The 23,588-nt window shown below is 34.3% G+C and carries 19 protein-coding genes; 5 read left to right on the plus strand and 14 right to left on the minus strand.

Annotation, left to right across the window (positions count from 1 at the left end):
- Positions 1-69 precede the first annotated feature (69 nt).
- Entirely contained in the window at positions 70-648 is a 579-nt protein-coding gene (locus tag FJOH_RS16560; RefSeq protein WP_012025179.1) for a Crp/Fnr family transcriptional regulator, read from the minus strand.
- A gap of 391 nt (positions 649-1,039) precedes the next feature.
- On the opposite strand from FJOH_RS16560, the gene FJOH_RS16565 reads away from it, so the two are divergent.
- Positions 1,040-2,329 (plus strand): hypothetical protein, encoded by a 1,290-nt coding sequence (locus FJOH_RS16565; RefSeq protein ID WP_012025180.1) that lies wholly within the window; start codon positions 1,040-1,042, stop codon positions 2,327-2,329.
- Positions 2,330-2,380: 51 nt separating this feature from the next.
- Here the strand turns inward: FJOH_RS16565 and FJOH_RS16570 are convergent, their stop codons facing one another.
- The 3 genes from FJOH_RS16570 to FJOH_RS16580 form a co-directional block, all read right to left on the minus strand.
- Entirely contained in the window at positions 2,381-3,316 is a 936-nt protein-coding gene (locus FJOH_RS16570) for an NAD-dependent epimerase/dehydratase family protein (RefSeq protein WP_012025181.1), read from the minus strand.
- Positions 3,317-3,498: 182 nt separating this feature from the next.
- The gene (locus FJOH_RS16575; protein WP_012025182.1) at positions 3,499-4,521 is read right to left on the minus strand and encodes an LLM class flavin-dependent oxidoreductase; all 1,023 of its coding nucleotides are present in this window, start codon (positions 4,519-4,521) and stop codon (positions 3,499-3,501) included.
- 85 nt (positions 4,522-4,606) lie between these two features.
- A complete protein-coding gene (locus tag FJOH_RS16580; protein WP_012025183.1) occupies positions 4,607-5,215 on the minus strand; it encodes a GNAT family protein in 609 nt (202 codons plus the stop codon).
- A gap of 413 nt (positions 5,216-5,628) precedes the next feature.
- Here FJOH_RS16580 and FJOH_RS16585 point away from each other — a divergent pair, with 413 nt between their 5' ends.
- On the plus strand, positions 5,629-6,141 hold the full coding sequence (locus tag FJOH_RS16585; RefSeq protein WP_012025184.1) for a hypothetical protein: 513 nt from the start codon (positions 5,629-5,631) through the stop codon (positions 6,139-6,141).
- Positions 6,142-6,249: 108 nt separating this feature from the next.
- Here FJOH_RS16585 and FJOH_RS16590 read toward each other — a convergent pair whose 3' ends face one another.
- The 5 genes from FJOH_RS16590 to FJOH_RS16610 form a co-directional block, all read right to left on the minus strand.
- Entirely contained in the window at positions 6,250-6,852 is a 603-nt protein-coding gene (locus FJOH_RS16590; RefSeq protein ID WP_012025185.1) for a murein L,D-transpeptidase catalytic domain-containing protein, read from the minus strand.
- 271 nt (positions 6,853-7,123) lie between these two features.
- Positions 7,124-8,896, minus strand: a complete 1,773-nt coding sequence (locus FJOH_RS16595; RefSeq protein ID WP_012025186.1) for a mechanosensitive ion channel family protein — start codon at positions 8,894-8,896, stop codon at positions 7,124-7,126.
- Between the two features lie 121 nt (positions 8,897-9,017).
- Positions 9,018-9,470, minus strand: coding sequence for a response regulator (locus FJOH_RS16600; protein WP_012025187.1), 453 nt, complete (start codon positions 9,468-9,470; stop codon positions 9,018-9,020).
- Positions 9,471-9,472: 2 nt separating this feature from the next.
- On the minus strand, positions 9,473-12,163 hold the full coding sequence (locus tag FJOH_RS16605) for a PAS domain-containing sensor histidine kinase (protein WP_012025188.1): 2,691 nt from the start codon (positions 12,161-12,163) through the stop codon (positions 9,473-9,475).
- 429 nt (positions 12,164-12,592) lie between these two features.
- Positions 12,593-15,538, minus strand: a complete 2,946-nt coding sequence (locus FJOH_RS16610) for an Ig-like domain-containing protein (RefSeq protein ID WP_012025189.1) — start codon at positions 15,536-15,538, stop codon at positions 12,593-12,595.
- 368 nt (positions 15,539-15,906) lie between these two features.
- Here FJOH_RS16610 and FJOH_RS16615 point away from each other — a divergent pair, with 368 nt between their 5' ends.
- Both FJOH_RS16615 and FJOH_RS16620 read left to right on the plus strand, forming a co-directional pair.
- Entirely contained in the window at positions 15,907-16,458 is a 552-nt protein-coding gene (locus tag FJOH_RS16615; protein WP_012025190.1) for a GNAT family N-acetyltransferase, read from the plus strand.
- Positions 16,459-16,527: 69 nt separating this feature from the next.
- Positions 16,528-17,748, plus strand: coding sequence for a DUF763 domain-containing protein (locus FJOH_RS16620; protein ID WP_012025191.1), 1,221 nt, complete (start codon positions 16,528-16,530; stop codon positions 17,746-17,748).
- Positions 17,749-17,828: 80 nt separating this feature from the next.
- Here the strand turns inward: FJOH_RS16620 and FJOH_RS16625 are convergent, their stop codons facing one another.
- From FJOH_RS16625 to FJOH_RS16635, 3 genes are all read right to left on the minus strand, one after another.
- On the minus strand, positions 17,829-18,281 hold the full coding sequence (locus FJOH_RS16625; protein ID WP_012025192.1) for a hypothetical protein: 453 nt from the start codon (positions 18,279-18,281) through the stop codon (positions 17,829-17,831).
- Between the two features lie 116 nt (positions 18,282-18,397).
- The gene (locus FJOH_RS16630; protein WP_012025193.1) at positions 18,398-19,033 is read right to left on the minus strand and encodes a hypothetical protein; all 636 of its coding nucleotides are present in this window, start codon (positions 19,031-19,033) and stop codon (positions 18,398-18,400) included.
- 186 nt (positions 19,034-19,219) lie between these two features.
- Positions 19,220-19,414 carry a hypothetical protein gene (locus tag FJOH_RS16635; protein WP_012025194.1) on the minus strand — a complete coding sequence of 65 codons (195 nt, stop codon included), beginning with the start codon at positions 19,412-19,414 and terminating at the stop codon, positions 19,220-19,222.
- 252 nt (positions 19,415-19,666) lie between these two features.
- Here FJOH_RS16635 and FJOH_RS16640 point away from each other — a divergent pair, with 252 nt between their 5' ends.
- Positions 19,667-21,118, plus strand: coding sequence for an FAD-dependent oxidoreductase (locus FJOH_RS16640; RefSeq protein ID WP_012025195.1), 1,452 nt, complete (start codon positions 19,667-19,669; stop codon positions 21,116-21,118).
- A gap of 90 nt (positions 21,119-21,208) precedes the next feature.
- On the opposite strand, the gene FJOH_RS16645 is transcribed toward FJOH_RS16640, so the two are convergent.
- Both FJOH_RS16645 and FJOH_RS16650 read right to left on the minus strand, forming a co-directional pair.
- Positions 21,209-23,227 (minus strand): M56 family metallopeptidase, encoded by a 2,019-nt coding sequence (locus FJOH_RS16645; protein ID WP_012025196.1) that lies wholly within the window; start codon positions 23,225-23,227, stop codon positions 21,209-21,211.
- Complete coding sequence (locus tag FJOH_RS16650) at positions 23,224-23,586, minus strand: BlaI/MecI/CopY family transcriptional regulator (RefSeq protein ID WP_012025197.1); 363 nt, start codon at positions 23,584-23,586, stop codon at positions 23,224-23,226. The genes FJOH_RS16645 and FJOH_RS16650 overlap by 4 nt, the downstream gene beginning before the upstream one ends.
- Between the last annotated feature and the right edge of the window lie 2 nt (positions 23,587-23,588).

Raw genomic sequence — 23,588 nt, forward strand, 5'->3', positions numbered from 1 at the left:
AAAAACTTGATTTAGATCAAGAGTTTGAAGCAGGCATAAAAAAAGGAGCTTTAAAAGCTCCTGATGATATTATTTTTTTGCGGTTTGTTTTCGAATACGGCTTAGCGTTTCTGGTGTCATGCCCAGATATGAGGCAATCATGGTCTGCGGAATCCTCGAAGCAAATCCCGGGTATTTATTTATAAAATTTAAATACTTTTCTTCGGCTGTTAAAGTCAGTGAAGCCTGAATTCTGTTTTGAGCGGCTATAAAACTTCTTTGCAAAATAGTATTGACCATATTATTAAACGCGGGAATTTCTCTGCACAGCAGTTCAAAATTCTCATGAGTAAAAAGAACAAGCTCGGTATCTTCTATAGCATCTATATTAAACCGTGACGGCTGCTGCATCATTAAACTCTCCCTGTCGCCTGTCCACCAGTTCTCTATACTAAAACTGTTTACATGCTCGCTTCCTTTTTCATCTACGGTATAAGTTCTAACGCAACCCTGAGTAATAAAGGCGTCATATTTCCAGACATCTCCTTCCTGAAGCAGATATTGTCTTTTACGAAGTTTTTTAATAATAGCAAATGATTGTATACGTTCTGATTCTGCCTGTGTCAGTTCAGTTTTATCTTCAAGGTATTTTTGGAATATTTCATACATAGCATGTAAAATTATATAAAAGGGTCTTTATCGGCAAATTTGATTTTACGAGAAGAAGAGATATTGCAAGAAAGTTAATTCTAGGAATTTTCGGCACAATAAAAACCTTTACTCATCGTTAAATATCTGTAGTGCTAATTAAAAAAAATGTGCTGTATTAAATTTACTGCAGCAAATGTTAAATATCAGTAAAATCAAGGTCTATGTAAACCTTTTTAATTATATTTGTGTATAACACTGCAGAAAAACCTACTCTGATATTTTTTTAAAAGTTCTATTTAAAATAAATGTTCACTTAACGGTTGCCGAAGGTCAAAAACAGCTGTATTGAATAAAAGCTTCGTTCTGAGATGTTTAAAAATTGTATAATACCTAAATAGCCCCCAAGACTATGAAAAAAATTACTCTAATGATTTGTTTACTGCTGACAGCTGCCGGCGTAAACGCACAACAAGAAAAAGGAATTATTGGTTACAACAACTGGCTGGACAACTGGACAGAATTTAAACCTCACAAGTCCGAATCTAAAGATGCAAATCAAATTTTAGCTGGAAACATTACTGAAAACACAAAACTGATGAAAAGAAACGTATACATTCTTCAGGGAAATGTTTATGTAACAAACAATGCAGTTTTGACTATTGAGCCAGGTACAACGATTATTGGCGATGTAAGTACTAAAGGTGCTTTAATCATCACTAAAGGTGCTAAAATAATGGCAGAAGGACAAGAAACTGATCCAATTGTGTTTACCTCAAACAGCAGCATGAAAAAAGCTGGAGACTGGGGTGGTTTAGTAATTCTTGGTGATGCTCCAATTAACAAATTTGGAAGCGTTGGCTCTTACAACATGGATCTTGATCCTGCTCTTACTGTGTATGGTGGAAATAATACAGCATCAAACTCAGGAGTTTTAAAGTTTGTAAGAATTGAATTTGCTGGTAAAAGAGTAAAAGGTGCTGATACTTTTAACGCATTGACTATCGCAGGTGTAGGTAATAAAACTGTTATAGAAAATATCATGGTAAGTTACTCAGGCGGTGATTCGTTTGCTTTTTACGGCGGAGATGTAAATGCTTCTCAGTTAGTTTCATACAAATCAATCAATGATGATTTTAAATTTACACAAGGTATACAGTGTCGTTTATATAACTCGTTAGCAGTAAGATCTTCTTACTTATCAAGTAACAAAGACGGATCTAGATGTTTAGAGGTTAAAGCATACGAAAAGAAAAGCGAAACTGACTTTACGAAAAAATCTACATTTGTTTCTGCTACAAACATTACAATGTTGAATGACAGTGAAAAAATTAAAGCTGATATTCAGGCTGGTTTAGTAAAAGAAGCTGTGTATGTTGCTGAAAATGCTTCTTTAGAATTAAAAAGAAGTGTAGTTTCTGGATTTAATCCTGCGGTTTTAATTGACAGCAAAACTGAAATCAATGCCGAAAACCTAAAGAAAATCAAATTTGAAGAAATGTTTTTCAACCAATGCAGTGGTAACATTTTTGCAGAAAACAAAAGCGACAATTCAGATTTAGAAAACTGGTATGGAAACAGCGTTTTCTTTAACGTTTATTCACAAACGGATAATAAAGAAACTTTTGTTGACGTATACAATGCAAAAAGACCAGATTTTAGACTTCAATTAGGAAAAATTACTGCTTCAAGCGGAAAATAATAAAGCTTTTAAAAAGCAATAAAAAAGGAACTGAAATATCAGTTCCTTTTTTTATTTACTAATTTCCTGCTCCTCTTTAATCCTTTCGATTCCCTTTTTATAATTTGTTATTTCAAAATCCGGAAAACGCTTTCTAAATTTCGAATCATCAAAAATATTATCATGTTCATATCTCGGAAGCAGTTCCTGTAATTCTTTCATTCTTTTATTAAAAAGCGACCCTATTTTAAATACAAACTTAGGAATAACAGCATATTTTAACTCTCTGCCATAAACATTAGAGGCCAATGCAATAAACTCTTTATAACTAAGATGACTTTCATCGACAGGCAAATGCCAGGTTTGATAAAAAGCATCTGGAGTATTTCCTATTAATGCTGTCGCCCTGCTTGCATCAGGCGTCCAAATAAGGCTTCTTTTCTTTGTAGCGCTCAAAGGTACTTTTAGCTTTTTATGTTCCTTAACTGCCTTGAAAATTAATGTGTTCGTAATACTTTGTGTTTTATCAGGTCCATAAAATTCAGGTGCACGGCAAATTACAGCTTCTAACTGACCAGACTGCATTTCGCTTAAAACCATTTCAGCCATCTCTTTTCTAATTTTCCCTTTTCTTCCCACAGGCTCAAAAACTGTATCTTCTGTAAGGACTCTGTTATCCTGCGGATACATATATGTGTTATCAAAAAATACGAGTTTTGTTTTGTTTATTTTACAAGCTTCAATTGTATTTTTTAAAATCAGCAAAAATTGTTTTTCCCATAAATCAGAATCCATAGGAAGTCCCAATGTAAAATAAGCAATTTCACTTCCCTTAACAGCTTCAACAGCCTCTTCCCGATTGATTAAATCTGCTGAAAAAACAGTATCAGTATCATTAACTTTTTGAGCTTTTCGGCTTACAATTCTAATATCTGAAGTAAAATTCCTTTTTAGTTCTCTTGCAAGTTCTTCTCCTATCTGCCCGCTGGCACCTAATATCGTCTGCATCTTATATAGTCTGTTTTATTTTTGTTAATTACCATATTACAATTAATTCCGTACATAGTCCGTTTATATCCAAATCTAATGAGCTTACCAATATTTTTGGAAATTAAATGTCAAATTTTAAGCAGCATATAAAATAAAAGCCCTCATTTAAATAGAGGGCTTTTTACTTTATTTTTATAAAACTATCTCCAGCCTAATGCAGGAGCAATATGTTCTAAAATTGAAGACAAAATATGTACATTATAATCTACACCCAAAGTATTAGGAATTGTAAGCAGTAATGTATCTGCTTCCTTAATCGCTTCGTCCTGACTCAGTTCTTCGATTAGTTTGTCTGGTTCGGCTGCGTAGCTTTTACCAAAAACAGCTCTTTTATCGCGTTCGATATAACCGAAACTGTCAGCTCCTTTGCCTTGTCCGCCAAAGTAATACCTGTCCTGTTCGTTAACTATTGCAAAAATGGAACGGCTTACCGAAACTCTTGCTTCACGCTGATGTCCTGCTTTTTCCCAAGCTTCCTTATACAATCTAATCTGTTCTGCCTGCTGGACATGAAAGGGTTTACCGTTTTCATCGTACTTAAGGGTAGAACTTTGAAGATGCATACCGTTTTCAGCTGCCCAAACGGCAGTTGCATTCGATGCAGCTCCCCACCAAATTCGTTCTCTTAATCCTTCAGAATGTGGTTCAACACGTAACAATCCCGGCGGATTTGGAAACATTGGATATGGATTAGGTTCAGCAAATCCTTCACCTTTAAGTCCTTCTAAAAAATCCAATGCTTTTTTTCGTCCCATATCGGCATCAGTTTCACCAGCCATTGGTTCGTAACCAAAATAATGCCATCCATCAATAACCTGTTCCGGTGAACCTCTGCTTATTCCCAGTTGTAAACGTCCTCCAGATATCAAATCGGCCGCGCCAGCGTCTTCCACCATATACAATGGATTTTCGTACCGCATATCGATTACACCTGTTCCTATCTCAATTTTGCTTGTTTTTGCACCAATTGCAGAAAGCAAAGGAAAAGGCGATGCGAGCTGCTGCGCAAAATGGTGCACACGAAAATAAGCTCCGTCTAAACCTATTTGTTCTGCAGCTACTGCTAAATCGATAGATTGAAGCAGTGTATCAGCAGCTGTACGAGATTGATATGATGGATTATTTGACCAATGCCCAAATGATAAAAATCCTAGCTTTTTCATAAATGCTTCCTTTTTTTACTATATCAAATATACGCATCAAAAATCAATTTTGTTACTAATTTTTACAGCAAACACGGAGTCTGTTTTATATTTGAATATTTTTTGGATCATAAAGCATTGCAGTGCATAAACAGTTTTTTCTGTCCTTACTTTTTAAAATAGGACAATTGACACAGGTTTTGCAATTATCCCAAAATTCTTCGTCACCGGGCAGTTCTGAATATGTTACAGGTTCAAATCCCAGTTCATGATTCATTTTCATTACCGCAAGACCAGTTGTAAGGCTGAATATTTTAGCATTAGGATATTTTTGAATACTAAGTTCAAAAATCTTTCTTTTAATTTTTTTCGCTAATCCGGTATGCCTGAAATCTGGCGCAACAATCAAACCAGAATTTGAAACATAACGGCCGTTTTCCCAAGAAGAAATAAATGAAAAACCTGCCCATCTTCCATCTGCTGTAAATGCAATAACAGCTTCTCCCTTTTTCATTTTTTCCTTAAGAAGTTCTGGTGAACGTCCGGATATACCTGTACCACGTGCTATGGCTGACAGTAATGTTACTTCACAAATTTCGTTTATCCATAAAGTATGAGCAGGTCCGGCAGTTTCAATACAAAAATCAACTGCTTCTTTAGATACCGCATAAGGCAAAATTACGGCGGTTTCTTTTTTACGCTTTATAGTTTTCATATCAGTTTAGAAAATTTCTATTTGTAATACTACTCTATCGAAATTCAAATGCTAAACTCAAAACAGCTAAACTATTTGTGAGATCAGCAAAAGAGCGATAAAGAAAACTATCGTAAATACCATTAAATTAATGATTCTGTTTTTATGCTGCAGAGATTTATTAGATAGATACACTTTTGTAATCTCTTTACTTCTGGTTTTATTCCCTTTCATAATATTATATTGCTTTTATTTTTAAAATAAAAAACAAATGATATGCCAAAACATTTTAGGGTAACAAAATACATTGATTATCAATATAATAAAAAAGACAACTCGATTTCTATTTATAAAAGCCTATCAAAATGATAAAACAGCTGCTCAAAATGAAAAGATAATTGAAAACAAAAAAGTAATTTATTAATTTTCACAACATGAAAAATACCATTTTACCCTTACTTATTATCGCTTTAATTTTTAGTTCATGCAATACAAAACAGAAACCAGATACTGATATTTCAATTTTATTTAAATATGAAAAATGTGTTGCTTTTGATTTTAAAAATAAAACAGTTAGAACATTTTATCGCGGACAAGAAAATCTGGACACTATTTTATTTACTAAAAACGACAGTATTAAACTGCTCAGTTCTATCTCTAAAAACAAAATAGATGAAATTAGAGGCGATTACAGTTATCCTGAATGTTATTGGCTTATGCCGAGTTCTGAAGATCAAATTGAATTTTTTAAAGAAGGCAAAATCTTAAATACTATTAGAATTAATTACAGACCGAATTGTTCTGATACTAAAGCACTGTCAAATAAGGAAATGAGAAATAGAGCTTTTGGAATTGATATCAGAAATTTAGTTTTAAACAAACCTTGTTTTAAAAGAGCGATGGATACTTTAAAAGTATATCGAATTAGAAAAAAAGGAATAATTTAATTTTCAAAAATGACGCGGAATGATGTATAAAAAAAGAGAGCTGTAAAAGCTCCCTTTGTATTTGATATTTTGTTTTAGCAGTTTCTGCTAAAAATTGCACTCTGATTTTTAATAATAAACTGAAAGCATGATTTTAGAATCTGAGCTGTCAATTATTTTTTCAAGTCTTTTAAAGAAAAGTTCACTTACCATTGGGCAGCCGTGGCTGTTTATTATGTAGTATTCTTTTTCATCGTCTGGAACTTCTTTGTAGCAGTGCAGCACGATAGCTCTTTTTAAAGCATTGCTGTTCGTTTCATCCATACCGCTCAATCTGAATGCTTTTCCGAAAACACCTTTATAAGGTTTTTCAACAGAATAACGGCCTAATGATGTACAGTTAGAATTTGGGGTGTTGCTAAATTGAAGAATATCACCTTTTATTCCGGTTTCTGATCCTGAACCATGTGCAACTAGTCCTTGATCGATAATTTGGTTGTTTTGTAAGTCGTATACAAAAAAACGATTTTTACCTGATTTGATCTTCATATCTACAAGAAAAGCGATTTTCTTATTGTAGCCATGATTTGAAGCAGTAAATGTTTTAATTTCATTTACATGTTCTGTAAGTCTTATCATTTCCAGTTCAGATAAAATTTCTTTATTGTCCGCAGTCTTGTAAGTGGTAAACGAACTTAAAGAAAAAAGCAGTGCCATAAAAAATATTCTCATATTAAGACAGTAAAATTAAAGTTAAAAGCAGTTTGGGACTCCTATCAAGTTTTTTGACATTGCAAAATTATGCACAAATTTTACAGAATTCCCATGTTTGCAGTGTTAAATATATTATAAATATTTGAAAACTTGACGTTTACAGCAATTTTTAACACTTTTTATGTCATATTTTGAAATTTTGAATCAAAAAATCTTATAAAATATTCTTCAAAAAACATTTTTTATATCAAATTCTAATTACTTCATACACATAGACATATCAAAAAAATCAATCTTCTTTTGGCTTAAAACTGCCTTCTCCTGGGTATTTAATACTGTCTTTTATTTCTTCAACACGTTTAGGGTCAAATTTAGGGAGCTGCAACTCATTTTTTTCTTTCCATTTTTTAACAGTTTCTGCAACTGCGGCGGCTTTTTCATTTGAGGGTGAACTATCTTGAGCCATATACAATGTTTGAGACGGATAGGCTAATGATGTTCCGCTTGCTTCTATAATATCCATCATTCTAAGTAAGATATCTTCTTGTACTTCTTGAGATATTTCAAAATTTAATGCTTCTATATATGCCGTAATTTCAACTTTTAAAGCATCTGCTGTTATTCCTGTAAAACGAACTATAGGCGGAGAATTTAAAACTGCAGGATGAGCATACAGCAAAGATCTTAGTTCTACTAAAAGATAACGCATTTGGTCAGGAGTTGTTTCCATCCTAAAGGTAAATATCGGATTAAATATAAAACGGTCGCGATGGGCAAAATTTTCTATTTTACTGGCCGATAATTGTCCGTTAGGAATAGTTACAATAGTTCTTGCAGAAGTACGAAGTGTGGTAGACCGCATTCCGATAGACTCAACTGTTCCTTTAATATCATCAACCCGGCAGTAATCGCCTACTCTTAAAGGCTGATCTGCAATAAGGCTGACACTGCCAACAAAGTTTTCTATAGTTTTCTGCGCTCCCAAAGCCAATGCGATACCTCCAATACCAAGTGCCGCAAGTCCTGCTGTGACATCTACACCAATAATTCCGAGAATTGCAATAATTCCAACAAAAACAATGGCAGCTTTAGTAGTACGACTCAAAAATAAAATCGCTGATATGGCAGAAATTCGGCCTTTCCTGCTCATTCTGCTTCGCGCAAACATGCTTACAAAATCGGTCATTCTCCAAAGCAGTATTAAAAAAGCGACGATTCCGATGGTGATTATAATAATACTAAAACGCTGGCGGACGACTATGGAAATTCCCATGCGCTGTGTAAACGCGACAAATAAAATTACGGTAAGATACATGTGAACCGGCAGTGTCAATGCCTCTATAATTGCTGTTCCATTTTCTGTATCGGCTTTTTTCCATAGCTTTTGAATCACAAAACCTATTACGAAAATTAATATTCTGGCCAATAAATAGGATAAAATCGTCATGACAACTACTACTGCCCAATGACCAATAGGAACGTTTCCTAATTTTCGTTCCTTTAAATAATGCGGAAGTATACGATCTAAAAAAGTTTTTTCTCCTCTAATATCGGCTGAAAGTATGGATTCTACTGTTTCGGCAGAGAAAAGCCATAATGCGGGCTGGCTGTCATCTGATTGATTTTCTACGTAGAGCTGTATGGTTTCTTTACCCGTAGAAATATTCCCTACAAGATCTACACCCGTTGCCAGATCATCGTCTGTCCGCCCGGTTTCTTTATTGCTTATAATGGACGAGGGCGAAAGGTTACCGCCCTGATCTAAAAGCTGTTGAAATGTTTTTACTATGCGTATTCTTTCAGTTGTTTTTCGGTAAGAGCGTTTACTTAGTACAAGATACTGGCTGGCACGCAGGTAATTCTGCTCGCCAATAGCTTTAATAAATCCATTAACTGTTCCCTGAGGTGTTCTTCTTCCCAAAGAATCTTCCGGGACTTTTACCGGTTCTTCTGTTGTAGTTTTTGCTGAACCCAATAATTGGGCTGTAACTGCATTAGAATTTATCAGTAATGCTGCTAATAAAAGCAAAGAGGACAGTAAACGCTTCACACTTAAAATCATGCTTTCTTATTTTAGAATACTAAAAATAAGAAATATAGAAGAGAAAAGAAATCTTTCTATAGGAAAACAGGCAATACTTTTTTTATTATCAACTTTAAAATAAGGGTTGTTTTGAACTCTTTTACAAATGAAAAATGTATTTTGAACCACTGTTTTGCAGATTATGTAAAGCATCACTTAAATCTGTTCCCTCATTAGAAGTTATAATTTTGAGCATGCTTTTTAAATCATTAAAATCATTTGGTTTTACAAAATAACCTAGTGCTCCCAGCTTAGAAGCCGTCTCCATATCATTTTTATGTGAAGATGTTGAAATCATGATCACGGGAATATCCTGATAATTTTCATCTTTTTTTATTAATTTCAGACATTCCCATCCATTCATAATAGGCATATTAATATCCAGAAAGATAAGCTGTGGTTTTTCATTGTTGTCGTTTAGCATACGCCACGCCTGATCACCGTTTTCTGCACACTCGCAGATAACATTTTCATTAACCATTTCTAAGGCTTCGCAAAACATTTCTATATCATCCCTGTCATCGTCAGCCAGCAAAATTATTTTTTTATTCATATTTAAATATCATTTTCTTCTTGTTTCAAAGGAAGCACTATAGTAAATACTGCTCCATTATATGGACTTCCCGATGCAGTTATAGTTCCTGCATGGCGTTCAACTATTTTTTTACAGAGCGATAATCCCAGACCTGTACCTTCGTAAGAATCTTTAGAATTAAGTCTTGTAAAAGTTTCGAATATTCTTTCTGCCTGATTTTCGTTAAAACCAATTCCATTATCTTCTACAGTAATAACGGCAAAATCATTATCCTGTTGTTTTATTATTTTTGAGGATAATTTTACTTTAACCGGAACATCGTCTTTAGCGAACTTAATAGAATTATTAATCAGGTTGTAAAAAAGCTGGTACAATAATACCTGTGCGCCTTCCAGAACAGGAAGATTATCATAATAGATTTCACCGCCTGTTTTTTGTAAAGAAACTTCTAAATCGGTTTCAATATTTTTTAAAACTTCATTTAGATCCACTACTGTTGGTTTCTGTTGATCTGCATTTATTTTAGAATACGCCAGAACACCTTCTATCATGTTAAACATTCGATCTGATGCGACGTGTATTCTGTCAATGAATTTCTTTGCCGAGTCATCGAGTTTTCCTTCAAGATTATCTTCAAGTCTGCTTATAAAAGTTTTTATTTTTCGTACCGGTTCTTTTAAATCATGGGAAGCGACATGAGCAAACTGCTGCAAGTCTTCATTAGAACGCTGTAGTTCCCGTGTGCGTTCATTTATCAGGACTTCTAATTTTTCGGTAGCAGTTTTTTGTTCATGGATATCTGTACATGTACCAAACCATTTTGTAATAGCTCCTGATGCATCCCTGATAGGAACTGCTTTACTTAAAAACCAGCGATACTCTCCTGTAACACTATCTTTTAATCGAAATTCAAGCTGATAAAAATTACCAGATTGGATACTCTCATACCAATTATCTTTAACTAATTCTACATCATCCGGGTGTAATACAGAAATCCAGCTCGAATCACCATATTCATTTTCTTTCAAATTCGTATACTCGTACCAGCGCTTATTATAATAATCAATAAAACCATCCGGCCTGCTTGTCCATATAATCTGAGGTACCAAATCGGCAAGCTGTCGAAAATTTTCTGCACTTTCATTAATAATCTGCTGTACTTCTTTTTGTGAAGTAATATCACTTGCGGCACCAAACCACTCAATGATAGTATTATTATCGTCTAATATAGGAACTACTCTGGAAAAATTCCAGCCAATAGTACCATTTGCATTTAGAACTCTATGTTCTAATTGGAAAATACTTTTATTATCTATTGCTTCAGATATAAGTTTCAAAGCCTTTTTTCGGTCATCAGGATGAATATAACTGTTAATCCAATTAGAAACTGGTTCGCCTTCTGATGCATAAGAATCCAGTGTTTCTAAACTTCTCATTACAGTCCAGTCTGCATTCATACGATACACAAAATCTGAAGAAGCATTTACTAAAGCTCTGAAACGCTTTTCGCTTTCTTCCATTTTATTTCTTGCCGTAACCTGTTCTGTCACATCCTCTGCTACCTGAATCATTCCTGTTATCACCCCATCCTGAACTAAAGGACGATAGGCCAGATTATAATAATAGTCGCGCATTTCACCTGTTCGGTTATGCTGAACAAGCACTTCTGCCTGATCAAAAGGAATTCCTTTATTGTAAACGTTCTGCACCTGTGTCCAAACATATTGCCCGTTTAATTCCGGAAGAACATCAATCAACCGCATGCCTATAATTTCTTCGCCACGGCCAATTAAAGCAAGCATTTGTCTATTAATCTGCTCGATTACCAAATCTGCTCCCATAAGCACCAATGTAGCCGAAGGTGTCTGGTGAATCATAGACTGCAGTCTGGATTCACTTTCTTCTATCCTTTTTCTTGCTAAAAACTGCTGTTCTTCCGCCAGTTTTATTTCTGTAATATCGCGTGTTGTTCCGGCTATCGCTTCTACTTCTCCCTGCTTATTAAAAACCGGAGCAAAAATGTAGTCATAAACTCTTCGTCCTAATTCTGCGTGAGGAAAGGATACGGTGCCTCTAATCATTTTTTTATTAGCAACAACGTCGTCTATTTCTCTTTCATGCATCACTGCGTGCCATTCTTCGTAACCGTTATCTCTTAAGCCTTTACCTATAGCATCTTGCGCTGACTTACCCCACATATCCAACAAAGCTTTGTTGGCATACGTAAAATTATATGCAAGGTCAAATACATACACCAAATCTGGTGTGGTATTGGTAATGGAATTATAAAATCTTTCCTGCTTTTCAATCGCTGTTAGTGCGGCAATAAGATTGTTTCTCTTTGTTTTATATTCAGTTATGTTTTCAACAGTAACGATTAGTAAACCGTTTTTTTCTTCTGCTGTAAAGCGAAACCAATATAATTGTTCTCCAATTTCAAAACTGATTTCAAAAGTAGAGTTTTTTCTATTTACTAGAGTTTCGGTGAATTTTTCGATGAGAATATCTGCATCATAAAGTTTGAAAATATCTGTAAAAAACTGGTTTTTACATTCTTCAACTTCAAAATATTCTTGAATACGGGAATTACAGAACAGTAGTAAGAAATCTTCAATCTTTTCTTTATTGTATACTGGCTGCAATGCAATAAGTCCGTTTGCCGCAGAGTTAAAAATTGTATAAAAAAGTTCATCATTACTTGTTAACTCCATTGCTGTAGAATATCTAAAAAGCTTAATTGCCTTAACTGCTAATTGCCAAATATACTTTATTACTGTCGAATATTTTTTGAAAAACAGACAGTATAAAAAATTAAAATTATTACAAGCCGCCACGCCTATTCTATCAAGTCTTAAAGCTGAATATGCATGAAAAATGAATACTTTAAATTTTAAAAATATGAAGTATTCAAATCTATTTAATATTCTTTTAAGGGAACAATTGTTCTAAATGATTTCATTTTTGAGCTACAGATAACAAATCAAATATAAATTACCACTTTTGGTTTACATTTATATAATTACCATTAATATTTACAAAATTTTATGCTGGCTGTTTATTTCGTTTAAAAAAACAAAACCCTTATGCATGCTGCATAAGGGTTATTGGATTTATTTAAATTAAAAAAATATTAATGCAAATTATTTCACAATCAGTTTTTTAGAAATATTTAAAGCATTTGAATGAATTGTAACAACATAAATTCCAGAAGCCAAATCATGATTAATTTTTGCTGACGAATTCAGTTTCTTTACTAAAACTTTTCTTCCGTTTATATCTGTAACCGTTATTATTGCTGTATCGTCTGGGCTTAACTCTGGTAATGCAATGTTAAATTCATTATTAACTGACGGATTCGGATAAATACTAACTGCAGTATTATTTTCGGCTGTTACTACGGCTTCATTTATTTTCTTTGATGCCGAAGCTGCCTGAAACTGCCATTGTGCGCTTTCCCAGCTATTTTGAGCTCCTATATATTGAGCAGAACCTGTTAGGTTTTCAATATGAATCATACTTCCTGTCTGCCATCTGTTTTTGATTCTTACCCAGGTTCCGTCTACATTTTCGGTTGACCATTGTGCGCTCCACCAGTCAGATCCTGCTGCTGTACATTGTACAGATCCTGTTAAATTTTCAATATGCATTACATCTCCTGTACCTACATTTTTCAAGATAAAGTTTGTGGCATCTACAGCTATTTTTTCCCATTTGTAATTGTTATTTGCAACAGTTGCACCATAACCTACATTAGCCCCTGCATCATATAAATAATTATTCGTCCATTTGTTTTTAATGGTAAAATAACTTCCTGTAGCTGTACTTACCGTAATTAAGGCTGTACTGGTTTTGTTTCCATCTGCTGTTGTTACTGTAATTGTTGCTGTTCCGTTAGCAACAGCCGTTACAAGTCCTGAAGCATTTACTGTGGCAACACCTGTATTGTTTGAACTATAACTTACCGATTTATTTGTTGCATTAGAAGGCAGAACAGTTGGTGTTAATTGTTGTGTTCCTCCTACTGATAATGATGCTGCATTAGGACTTAAACTAACGCTTGTTACAGCTGCAGCTGATGAATTTACAGTAATTACCGATGATGCTGTTTTAGCTCCATCTTGTGTAGTAACCGTTATTGTGGCAGATCCGGATGCAATCGCAGTAACTAAACCAGATGCATTTACTGTTGCCACGCCAGTATTATTAGAACTATACGATACATTTTTGTTTGTTGCATTTGCAGGAGCAATAGTCGGCGTTAATTGTTGTGTTGCTCCGGCACCCAGCGTTACTGTTGTTGGTGCAATTGTTACGCCTGTTACCGGAACATTTGTTACAGAACAGTTACTGCTTTGTGTCCAAGAAAAATTGCCAATCGCACTAATTTCTTCATTAGCTGCTGCATTTCCTCCTCTGTTAGAATAATTCATATTGCAGTACGTTCCGTTTCCGTTTGGAGAACCCGCAATAAGTACAAAATAACCTCTGCCCCAATTTCTGTTAAGAGCATTGTTGTTTGGATATTCTTTCCCTGTTCCGTTAACTGTAATGTTTTTAAAACTAAGATTGTAAATACCGTCTCCAGATCTTTTGCTTATAGAAATAGCATCGTTTCTTGAATCTAAAATATCGATATTATACAACTGAACGTTCTTAACCTGAGTTCCGGCATTACTGGCGCTGAAAATATCTACCGCCGCAACAGGATTGTTATAAGTATCATTAAAAGTTCCGCATGTGCTTACTGTAATATCGTGTATTTCATGGTTTCCGTCATTGTTAAATGGTGCGCCGTCAAAATTATTGCTCACACGAATACCTGCTTCAAGATTGTCTTTAATAATCAGGTTGTAAGCTTTATTATTTTTTCCGCCATAAATAGCCAGTCCGCAGGCACGCCAGCAGTTTTCTGACGTATTATATCTAAAAGTATTGTTGATACATTCCTGTCCGTTAGCAGACCAGATTGCCTGATCGTCGTCACCGTTATTTCTAAAATTACAATGTTCAACAATAGCATTTGCCGTTCCTTTGCAAAGGTTAATTCCATCAGCATAATTATTTCTAAAACGGCAGTGCGATAAGGTAAATCCATCTGCAATTGCGGGTCCGCCAACATTATATTGAGCAATCCATGCACCGCATTCAAAATGTTCTGCCCAGATATTTTTTATTGTAGAACCAGATGTAAATACACCATTTATCGCTTTATAAGAATTACTTCTTGAAGCAGAATTTGTGGTTAAATACAAATCTGAAAAAGAAATATTACTTGCATTAGCTCTCAATCCTCCGTTACCGCTGCTGGTATTGGTAAAATTAATCTGCGTGTACCACATTCCCGCTCCAATTAAAGAGGTATTGGCAGAACCAAAATACAATTCGCGGTTCACATTAAAAACCCCGCTTGGAACAAATATTTTTTTACCGCCGTTGGCATCAATAAAAGTTTGAAGATCACTTCCGTTTCCTGTATAAGTTACAGAACCTGAAGGCGCTGTTACTGCAGCCGGAATGGGTTCCATTTCAGCAAAATCCAAGTGAATATTACCCGTTTCTCTTACCAAACGCAATGTTCCGGATACTGGTATTTTACTTGGAAGTTTATAACGTACTTCGTCAAAACGCATTCTTGGATTTTGGTTTGTAATTCCGTTGTTATTTGGATTTCCATTACTCCACAAATATTCCCATGACCAAGTCGAAGTCAAAGTAAGCGTTGTAATTTTTGTACTGCCATTATATACGCCTATTGTTCCAGACTGACCGTCAGGAACGCTATATCGAATAACGAGTCCGTCTGCAGCCTCAGTTAACGTCCATTGAACTGCTGCGTTTGATGCAGACATATTCACACAAATTTGATCTGAAGCTTCTGACTGTAAATCAGCTTGATTATACGATTTTGCAGTTACTGAAGCTCCATTAGACAATTGTCCTAAGTTTGCTTCGTATCTTTTATAAGCTGCATCATAATAACCTCGCTGCGCATACAAATTTGAAGTTAAGAGAATGAAAAAAATCCACATTATAAAGTGGCGGCTTTTTTCTCTTTTAAATAAAATACCATGTAATTGTTTTCTCATAATTTTCGGTTTTTTAAATAGTTAGTTCCTAGAAATAGGATTATAACGAAACTAGACCTAAAAAAAAGATTACAAAAAAAGTGGAATAAAAATCAAGATATCTAAAACGTTTTCCAATAAATAAAACACTGAAAATCAAGTAAATAAAATTTTAATACAAATAAAAAATCAAGAACTTATCTAGATAAGAAGTTCATAATTTTTACTCAAATTAATAAGAATATGAAAATTTTTAACATCATAAATTATAATATTCTCTTTTCTTAAAAATAAAACTGAGTATTATTTATTCTAATAAAAATTAATCCGAAGCATTAAATTAAAAATGTACTTTCATAACTTGCAAAAAATCTTAACCAATACCAACAATGACGCCATTGCATATAGAAACGCCCCGTCTAATTATAAGACATCTCAACATACATGATTTATCTAACTTTATTATTTACCGCTCGAATCCTGAAGTTACAAAATACCAGGGTTTTGATGTTATGAATTTAGAACAGGCAGAAGAGTTTATAACAGAAAACGCTGCTAAATATTTTGGAAAAGCCGGTGAATGGGTACAATATGCAATTGAAAATCGCGAAACCGGACAGCTAATTGGCGACTGCGCCATTAAACTTGATCAATACGACACAAGAATTGCCGAAATTGGAATTACAATTTCGCATCTGGAACAAAGAAAAGGGTTTGCAAAAGAAACTTTATTGGGCATTTTGACTTTTTTGTTTAATGAAATAAAATTACACCGTGTAGTCGAAATAGTCGATGCAGAGAATACTGCTTCTATTAAACTATTGCAGAGTGTCGGTTTTAAGCAAGAAGGTCATTTTATAGAAAACATATTTTTTAAAGGGAAATGGGGAAGTGAATTTCAATATGCAATGTTAAAAAGAGAATGGGAAGAACGAAAGTAATCAAGGCTTTGAATGGCAAACGATTAATAAAAGTTTTTTTTCGTAATTTTGTAAAAATTCAATACTCCCATGAAACGTTCCGGTACAGCAGATCTTCCATTACATTATGGACAAGTGCCGTTATGGCTTTCTGAACGAATGTCTAAGCTTGGCCTGGCAATTGTAGAAACGATTGCTTTAGAATTTTCTACTTCTGAAGTGATAAGCAAACTAAGCAATCCGTTTTGGTTTCAAAGTTTTGGAGCTGTTATGGGAATGGACTGGCATTCATCCGGAATTACTACTTCTGTACTTGGTGCCTTAAAAAAATCTGTCAATCCGCATTCAAAAGAACTTGGAATTTACATTTGCGGAGGAAAAGGCAAACATTCGCTTTTAACTCCTCAAGAACTTTTATTTGTAGGCGAAAAAACAGGGCTTGACGGAAATAACCTTGCAAACTGCAGTAAACTTGCTGCTAAAGTAGATAATACAGCCATTCAGGATGGTTTTCAATTGTATCAGCATAATTTTATTGTTGATAATATGGGACAATGGGCTGTCATTCAGCAGGGAATGAACCCCGATTCTAAAACTGCCAGAAGATATCATTGGCATTCACAGGATTTAAAATCTTTTATTGAAGAGCCTCATACCTTTATTTATGGAGAAAATCAGGGAACAATTTTAAACCTTACCGCTCAGGCTGCCTCAAAATCCAGAGAAGGAATTTTAGAATTATCTAAAGAATCTCCTGCAAAAATCATGAAGGAAATGCAGTATCTTTCTATGCCTGCACATCATGACGTGAGAATGGAAGATGTAAACATGAAAAGACTTGGTGCAATGCTTTGGGCAACACACGAAAATAAACCTGAGGATTTTGAAGAATTACTGCTTTTAAAAGGAATGGGACCAAGAGCTTTACAATCACTCGCATTAGTGAGCGAAGTTATTTACGGCACTCCTACCCGATTTGAAGATCCTGCGCGCTTTTCATTTGCACACGGAGGTAAAGACGGACATCCGTTTCCGGTTCCTGTAACTATATATGATGAAACTATAAATACATTACAACGGGCAATTAACCGGGCTAAAATTGGCAATGGCGACAAGATTGAAGCAATTAAAAAATTATCTGAAATATCCAGAAAAGCGGAACAGAGTTTTACGCCCAATTCTAATTTTGATGCTTTGATTCAAAAAGAACGAAACGAATCGTATAAATATGGAGGAAAAACAGTTTTTGGCGATGCCAAACCTCCTAAAAAAAGACCTCCAAATACAAATAATCAGCTTGAATTATTTTAAGATTTCAAAAAGCTTAATCATAAAAAAAACCTTCAAAATCAATTGACTTTGAAGGTTTTATTTTTGCTTTATAAAAAATATTACATTTCGTTTAATTCATTAAACTCGTGTAAAGATTTTAATGTGTTTTCGTAGAATAAAATCGCCGCGATAAGGTTTCCTTTATCAGAGTAAGGCATCATTTTTCTTTGAAACTCTACTGTAGTATCTAAGAAAGTTGATGTTCCAACCGCTTGATTGTCTAATATTTTTTTGTGATCTCCATCGTCTGGAATACCTAAATCTGCCATCGTAACACCAGGTTTAGTAACCAAAGCGATATAAGGAAGCGTTTTAACTAAAACTTTAATACGCTCAATGTACAATTCCAATAGTTCTCCTTTTTGCATACCGCTCAATTCTTTTTGATCGTGGTATTTACGGATTAAGGCTGTTGTACTGATGATACTTCTTGGGGCATTTTTTGCCTGTGCCGAAACAGCTGCCGTTGTCAAGAAGAAAAGGACACTTAAAAAAATAATTTTGCTCTTCATTTTCGTAGATCTAATAGGTTCTTGGTTAGGGCAAAAATATGCAAATTAAGTTAAATTGCAACTTTATTATTTTCTTTTTTTTAGAAAACTTTAACAATTGGCTTTTTTCTGTCTTTTTAAGACTTAATTATTCTAAAACGGCCGGGATATTTAATAAAAATACTTTTTTTGTTTCCGTAATAATCCATAAATTCTTCACATACAAAAACCGCATGTGCTTTTGACCATGCTACTACGCCGCAAAATTCACTTCCCTCCTGTCTTCCTAATTTTTCGATTTGTTTTCCCAGCTTAAAACCCAAATACTTATAAATTGTCGGCGTATAGACTGTACCATCTTCTAAATCTTCCAAAGCTTCATCAAAGGTTTTTTCTTTATCAATGATCTGCTTGTATTTTGCCATTACAGCATAAGTTAAAACCGCATAGTCAGTTATTTTTTCGCTGTCGCAGTTATCCTTAATAAATACAAATCCTGCAGAAATCTTAGCTCTGTTTAGTTCTTCACTTTTTAAATTAAATGAGGCATTATTTTTTAATGTTATTTTTTGCAGATTATCATCTATTTTTTCAGTTTCAAAAAGATTATCTAATCCGTAAACATTTAAAGAGGCTTTTATAAAAGCAATTGATGAGCAGTTAGTACGTTCTCCCTGCTTAAAGCTTTCGAATATTTTATCTGAACTTAATTGAGAATACGAGGGTGAACAGATGAACATTAAAAATAAAAATAGTGGAGTAACAGATTTCATTGTAATAAAATTTTATAATATGGTTCTCAACTTTTTTAGAAAATTTTGAGAGTTTACAAATCTATAAAAATCAAATCATAGTTTCTTTTTACTTCTTCATTTTTGTCAAAAATTATAAAGAATCTTCTAATTAGTCCTTTTCTGTCATCGAAAATAAAAAAGTCTCAAAAAATTGAGACTTTTATTTTATTTTTTTTCTTCGTTATTCAACTTATCGTCAAAATCTGGCTCTTCGCCTTTAAATTCATGAGTATCAACATCATAATTTTCATCATTTGTTAAAACTTCATCATGATCTCTATATTGATGTTTTCTCGTATCGCTTCGATTATCTGATCCGCTTGGTTTAGCAGCATTCGGATTTTGATTATTTGTGCCCATAATTTCAAGTTTTAAATTTTAATAAAATTACTTCAAATACAAAAAGCGACACTTACATAATCATCTGTAAAAGTTATAAAATATACTTTCAAAACAAAACACAAATTATTTAATATTAAACCATTACAAGCATAATACAATCTTAATTCCTAAATTTTGAAGCCGTTTTGACAAGCCCATCTTTTGTCCTAAATTTGCACACCAGAAAACGCAGAAAAATTCACGTTTTAAAGTCCGGTAAAATAAGAGAAAGTGGAAAAAGCAGAAAACGAAAAAACAAGCTGGACTATTTGTAAAGAATGCCAAGGAAGTGGTAAAAAAAACCGCGGACTCAGCAATAAAGCCCGTCGTGATTATCAAACAGCATTAGATTTATTTCAAAAAAATAACAATGAAGGCAAAGCTCCTGTCCGCCCAAAAGCACACTTATACACCTGCACAAAATGCAACGGATCTGGTTTGGTTTCTTCACTAAATTTTCCTGAACCTGACAATAAAAACCTGCCTCATATTGCTATTATTGGTGCCGGTATTGGCGGTACGGCTCTAGCTGTGGCTTGTTTGCACAGAGGAATTCCTTTTACACTTTTTGAACGTGATGCTGATTTCGAAGCCCGATCCCAAGGTTACGGACTTACTTTACAGCAGGCTAGTAAGGCAATCGAAGGTTTAGGTATTTTTTCATTAGACGAAAAAGTTATTTCGACAAGACACTTGGTTCATACTACAGAAGGAAAAGTTATTGGCGAATGGGGAATTCGAAAATGGCTGCAGTCTAATGCAAAAACAACTTCTAAACGCACCAATATGCATATCGCCAGGCAGTCTTTGCGTCTGGCTTTGCTTGAACAGCTTGGCGGACATGATAAAGTTCAATGGGGACATCAATTAATTGATTTTAACCAAAATGATAAAAATGTTGACCTCAATTTTCAGGTAAACGGCGAAACTAAAAGTTGTAAAGCAGATCTTGTTGTTGGTGCTGATGGAATTCGCAGTTCTGTTCGAAAGTTGCTGATTGGCGATGAAACTACGCCTTTACGTTATTTGGACTGCATTGTAATATTAGGAATCTGTCCTTTGAGCACTCTTGAAAATCTAGAAAGCCCTTTGCTCGACGGTGCAACCGTGTTTCAAACGGCAAACGGTAATGAACGCATCTACATTATGCCTTACAAATCAGATTCTATAATGTGGCAGCTTAGTTTTCCAATGTCTGAAAACGATGCAAAAATATTAAGTGCAAAAGGTCAAAAAGCACTCAAAGAAGAAGCCTGCCGCAGAACACAGTGGCACGATCCTATTCCGCAGATTTTAATGGCAACCCAAGAAACCCAGATTTCAGGATATCCTGTTTATGACCGCGAATTGCTGCAGTCAGATTTATTAAAAAATGCCGGTTCAGTAACTTTAATTGGCGATGCTGCTCACCCAATGAGTCCGTTTAAAGGACAAGGAGCCAATCAGGCATTATTAGATGCGCTGACATTAGCAAGAGGAATCGTAAAAGCATGCAGAAATTGTCAATGGAAAGAAATTGGAATCAGGGAAAGTGTATTAACAGAATTTGAAGCTGAAATGATAGAACGCAGTGCCATAAAAGTAAAAGGCTCTGCAGATGCAGCTCAGTTTTTACATTCTGAAATTGTACTCTATGAAGGCGACGAACCAAGAGGCCGCTGTTTAAAGAAAAAAGAAATATAGAAAACTCATTATACAACAAAGCCCATTCCTGTTTAGGTTTGGGCTTTTTTAGTCTTACAACTGAGGTATTTTTAAAGCTGATTCAAATAATTAATTATTAGCCAGCGATTTTAAAGCAATATATTTTTCAAGGCTTTTAAAATCATGTCCTTTTGCACGCATCGATTTAATATAAGCCGGAGTTGTACCAATTGCTTTTGCTCCCACAATTTCTTCGAGATCAAGATTATCAAACCCTAGACTTTTGTATTCTTTTACTAAATCTGGTGAAATATTCTGAGATTTTAAAGCCATTAGATTTTCTGCTGAAATGTTTTTATAACCGGCATTTTGAAAACTTTTAACGTATTCTGGAGTTACATTTAATGATTTAAAACCAATAAGATCACCGTTTGAAAGGTTATTATATCCTAATGCTTTAAAAGAATCAATAAATGCCTTATCAACGTTTAATGCTTTAAAAGCAATGATATCGTCATCGTCGTTGTCATCATTATTGTTTCTGTTGTTATTTTCAACGTTATCGCTTTTTTTACCTGAACTTCGGAAATCATTGATATATTTTCCGTCAATACCCTGAGATTTTAAGGCAATAATATTACTTGGGCTAACATTTTTGTAACCTGAACTGCGAATTTCTTCAATAAAAGCTTTGTCTATTCCTAATGATTTAAAAGGAACAAGATTTTCTAAATCAATATCCGGAATAGCTTTTTTGATTGAAGTTATATAAGCTTCATTTACATCTAAAGCTGCAAGCGGAATAACCTGATTATCTAAATTATTAAAGCCGTTTTTCTTAAGCATCTGCACATAAGAGACTTTGATATTAATTAAAAAGAACACCATTAGATCATTATCTTTTTTAATATCTAATCCCTCTTTGTTCATAGCAGTGCTGTAATCTTTATTTGCAGTGAATTTATAAGTTCCCATTCCTTTATTGCCTTCAAATTTCCCGTTAAAATTCATAGTTCCGACTTCACGAGTCAAAGTAAAATCGCCTTGTTTATCTCTCGGAATACTGCTTAATTCACGTAATTGAAAAGTATGCGAAGAATTGCTATGTTCATCGCTTTTAAAGCTGATTTCAATAGAATCGCCTTTTATAACGGCAAACCAGTTTCCATCGGTTTTCATTTCATCTTCAACGATAACATTTTGTTTCGATTCGCCTTTTGAATTTAAAGGCTGGCTCTGCGCTGCCGGTTGATTAAAAAGGCAGGCAAAAAGCACCATTAGCGGCACAAGGAAAAAATATTTCCATGTGGTGTGCACATTTGATTTTTTTGAGTTCATCATGATGATTCGTTTTTTTAATAATGATTGATTATAGTTAGTTGTAAGACTCAAAGGAAATTGCGGCGCAGCTACTTTTAACAGACTAAACTGATAACTCTCTCTTTCAACCGTATCGTGCTGCAGCATTTGATCATCGGTTAAAAATTCAAGATTAGTTTCGAGTGCTTTTCGCCACTGCCAGGCAAACGGATTAAACCATTGAAAAACCAAAACAACTTCTGCAAGCAGAAGATCTATGGTATGTTTCTGTTCAATATGGATTTTTTCGTGAAGCAGAATTTGGTTGTAGGTTTCCCATTCGTACTTTTCAGGATTGATAAAAATGTTATTACCAAAAGAACACGGCGCTTTATCGCCTGTTATTTCAACAATACGAAATTTTCCATCCTGAATTACAGATCCTGAATAGGATTTAAAAAGCAATATAACGGCCTGCATTAAAAAATTAAGACCAAATATTACCACGCCAAACCAGTATAAATAAATTATACCCTGCAGTAAGACATCAACATTGATTACTTGTTTTGTCTCCTCAACAGGTACAGACTCAATAGATTTTTCTTTTGATGTTTGAGCAGCAGCAGTTCCTGTTGGAATTTTTGCAGCCTCAATAGACTGTTCTACTGCATTTTTTCTAAATGATAATTGCTGCGGTACCGGAATTAAAGGCAGTGTAAATGCCAATACCATACAAAAAAGCAGTACATATCTGTTCAAATGAAAAAAGGTTTCTTTTTGCAGCAGCAGTTTGTAAAACAAAAAACAAGCCGAAAGAATAAGCGCGGTGTATAAGATATATGGTATCATATTTTTTCTTTTTTAATGATGCTCACGATTTCATCTAATTCCTTATCTGAAAGTTTTTGTTCTTTTGCAAAAAAAGCTAACATTCTCGGATATGAGTTATCAAAATATTGGCTGACAATATCTTTAAGGGCAAACTGCTGATACTCTTCTCTGCTGATTATTGGAAAAAAGCAATGCATATTTCCGGCAGTTTCAAAACTTAAGAAACCTTTTTCGGCGAGAATCTTTACTATAGTGGCTACACTATTGTAATGCGGTTTCGGATCTGGAAGCAGCGGGATTATATCTCGTATAAAAGCTTTATTTAAATCCCAAAATACCTGCATGATCTGTTCTTCTCGTTTGGCTAATTTTATCATAG

It is taken from the genome of Flavobacterium johnsoniae UW101, assembly GCF_000016645.1.
Classification (GTDB): domain Bacteria; phylum Bacteroidota; class Bacteroidia; order Flavobacteriales; family Flavobacteriaceae; genus Flavobacterium; species Flavobacterium johnsoniae.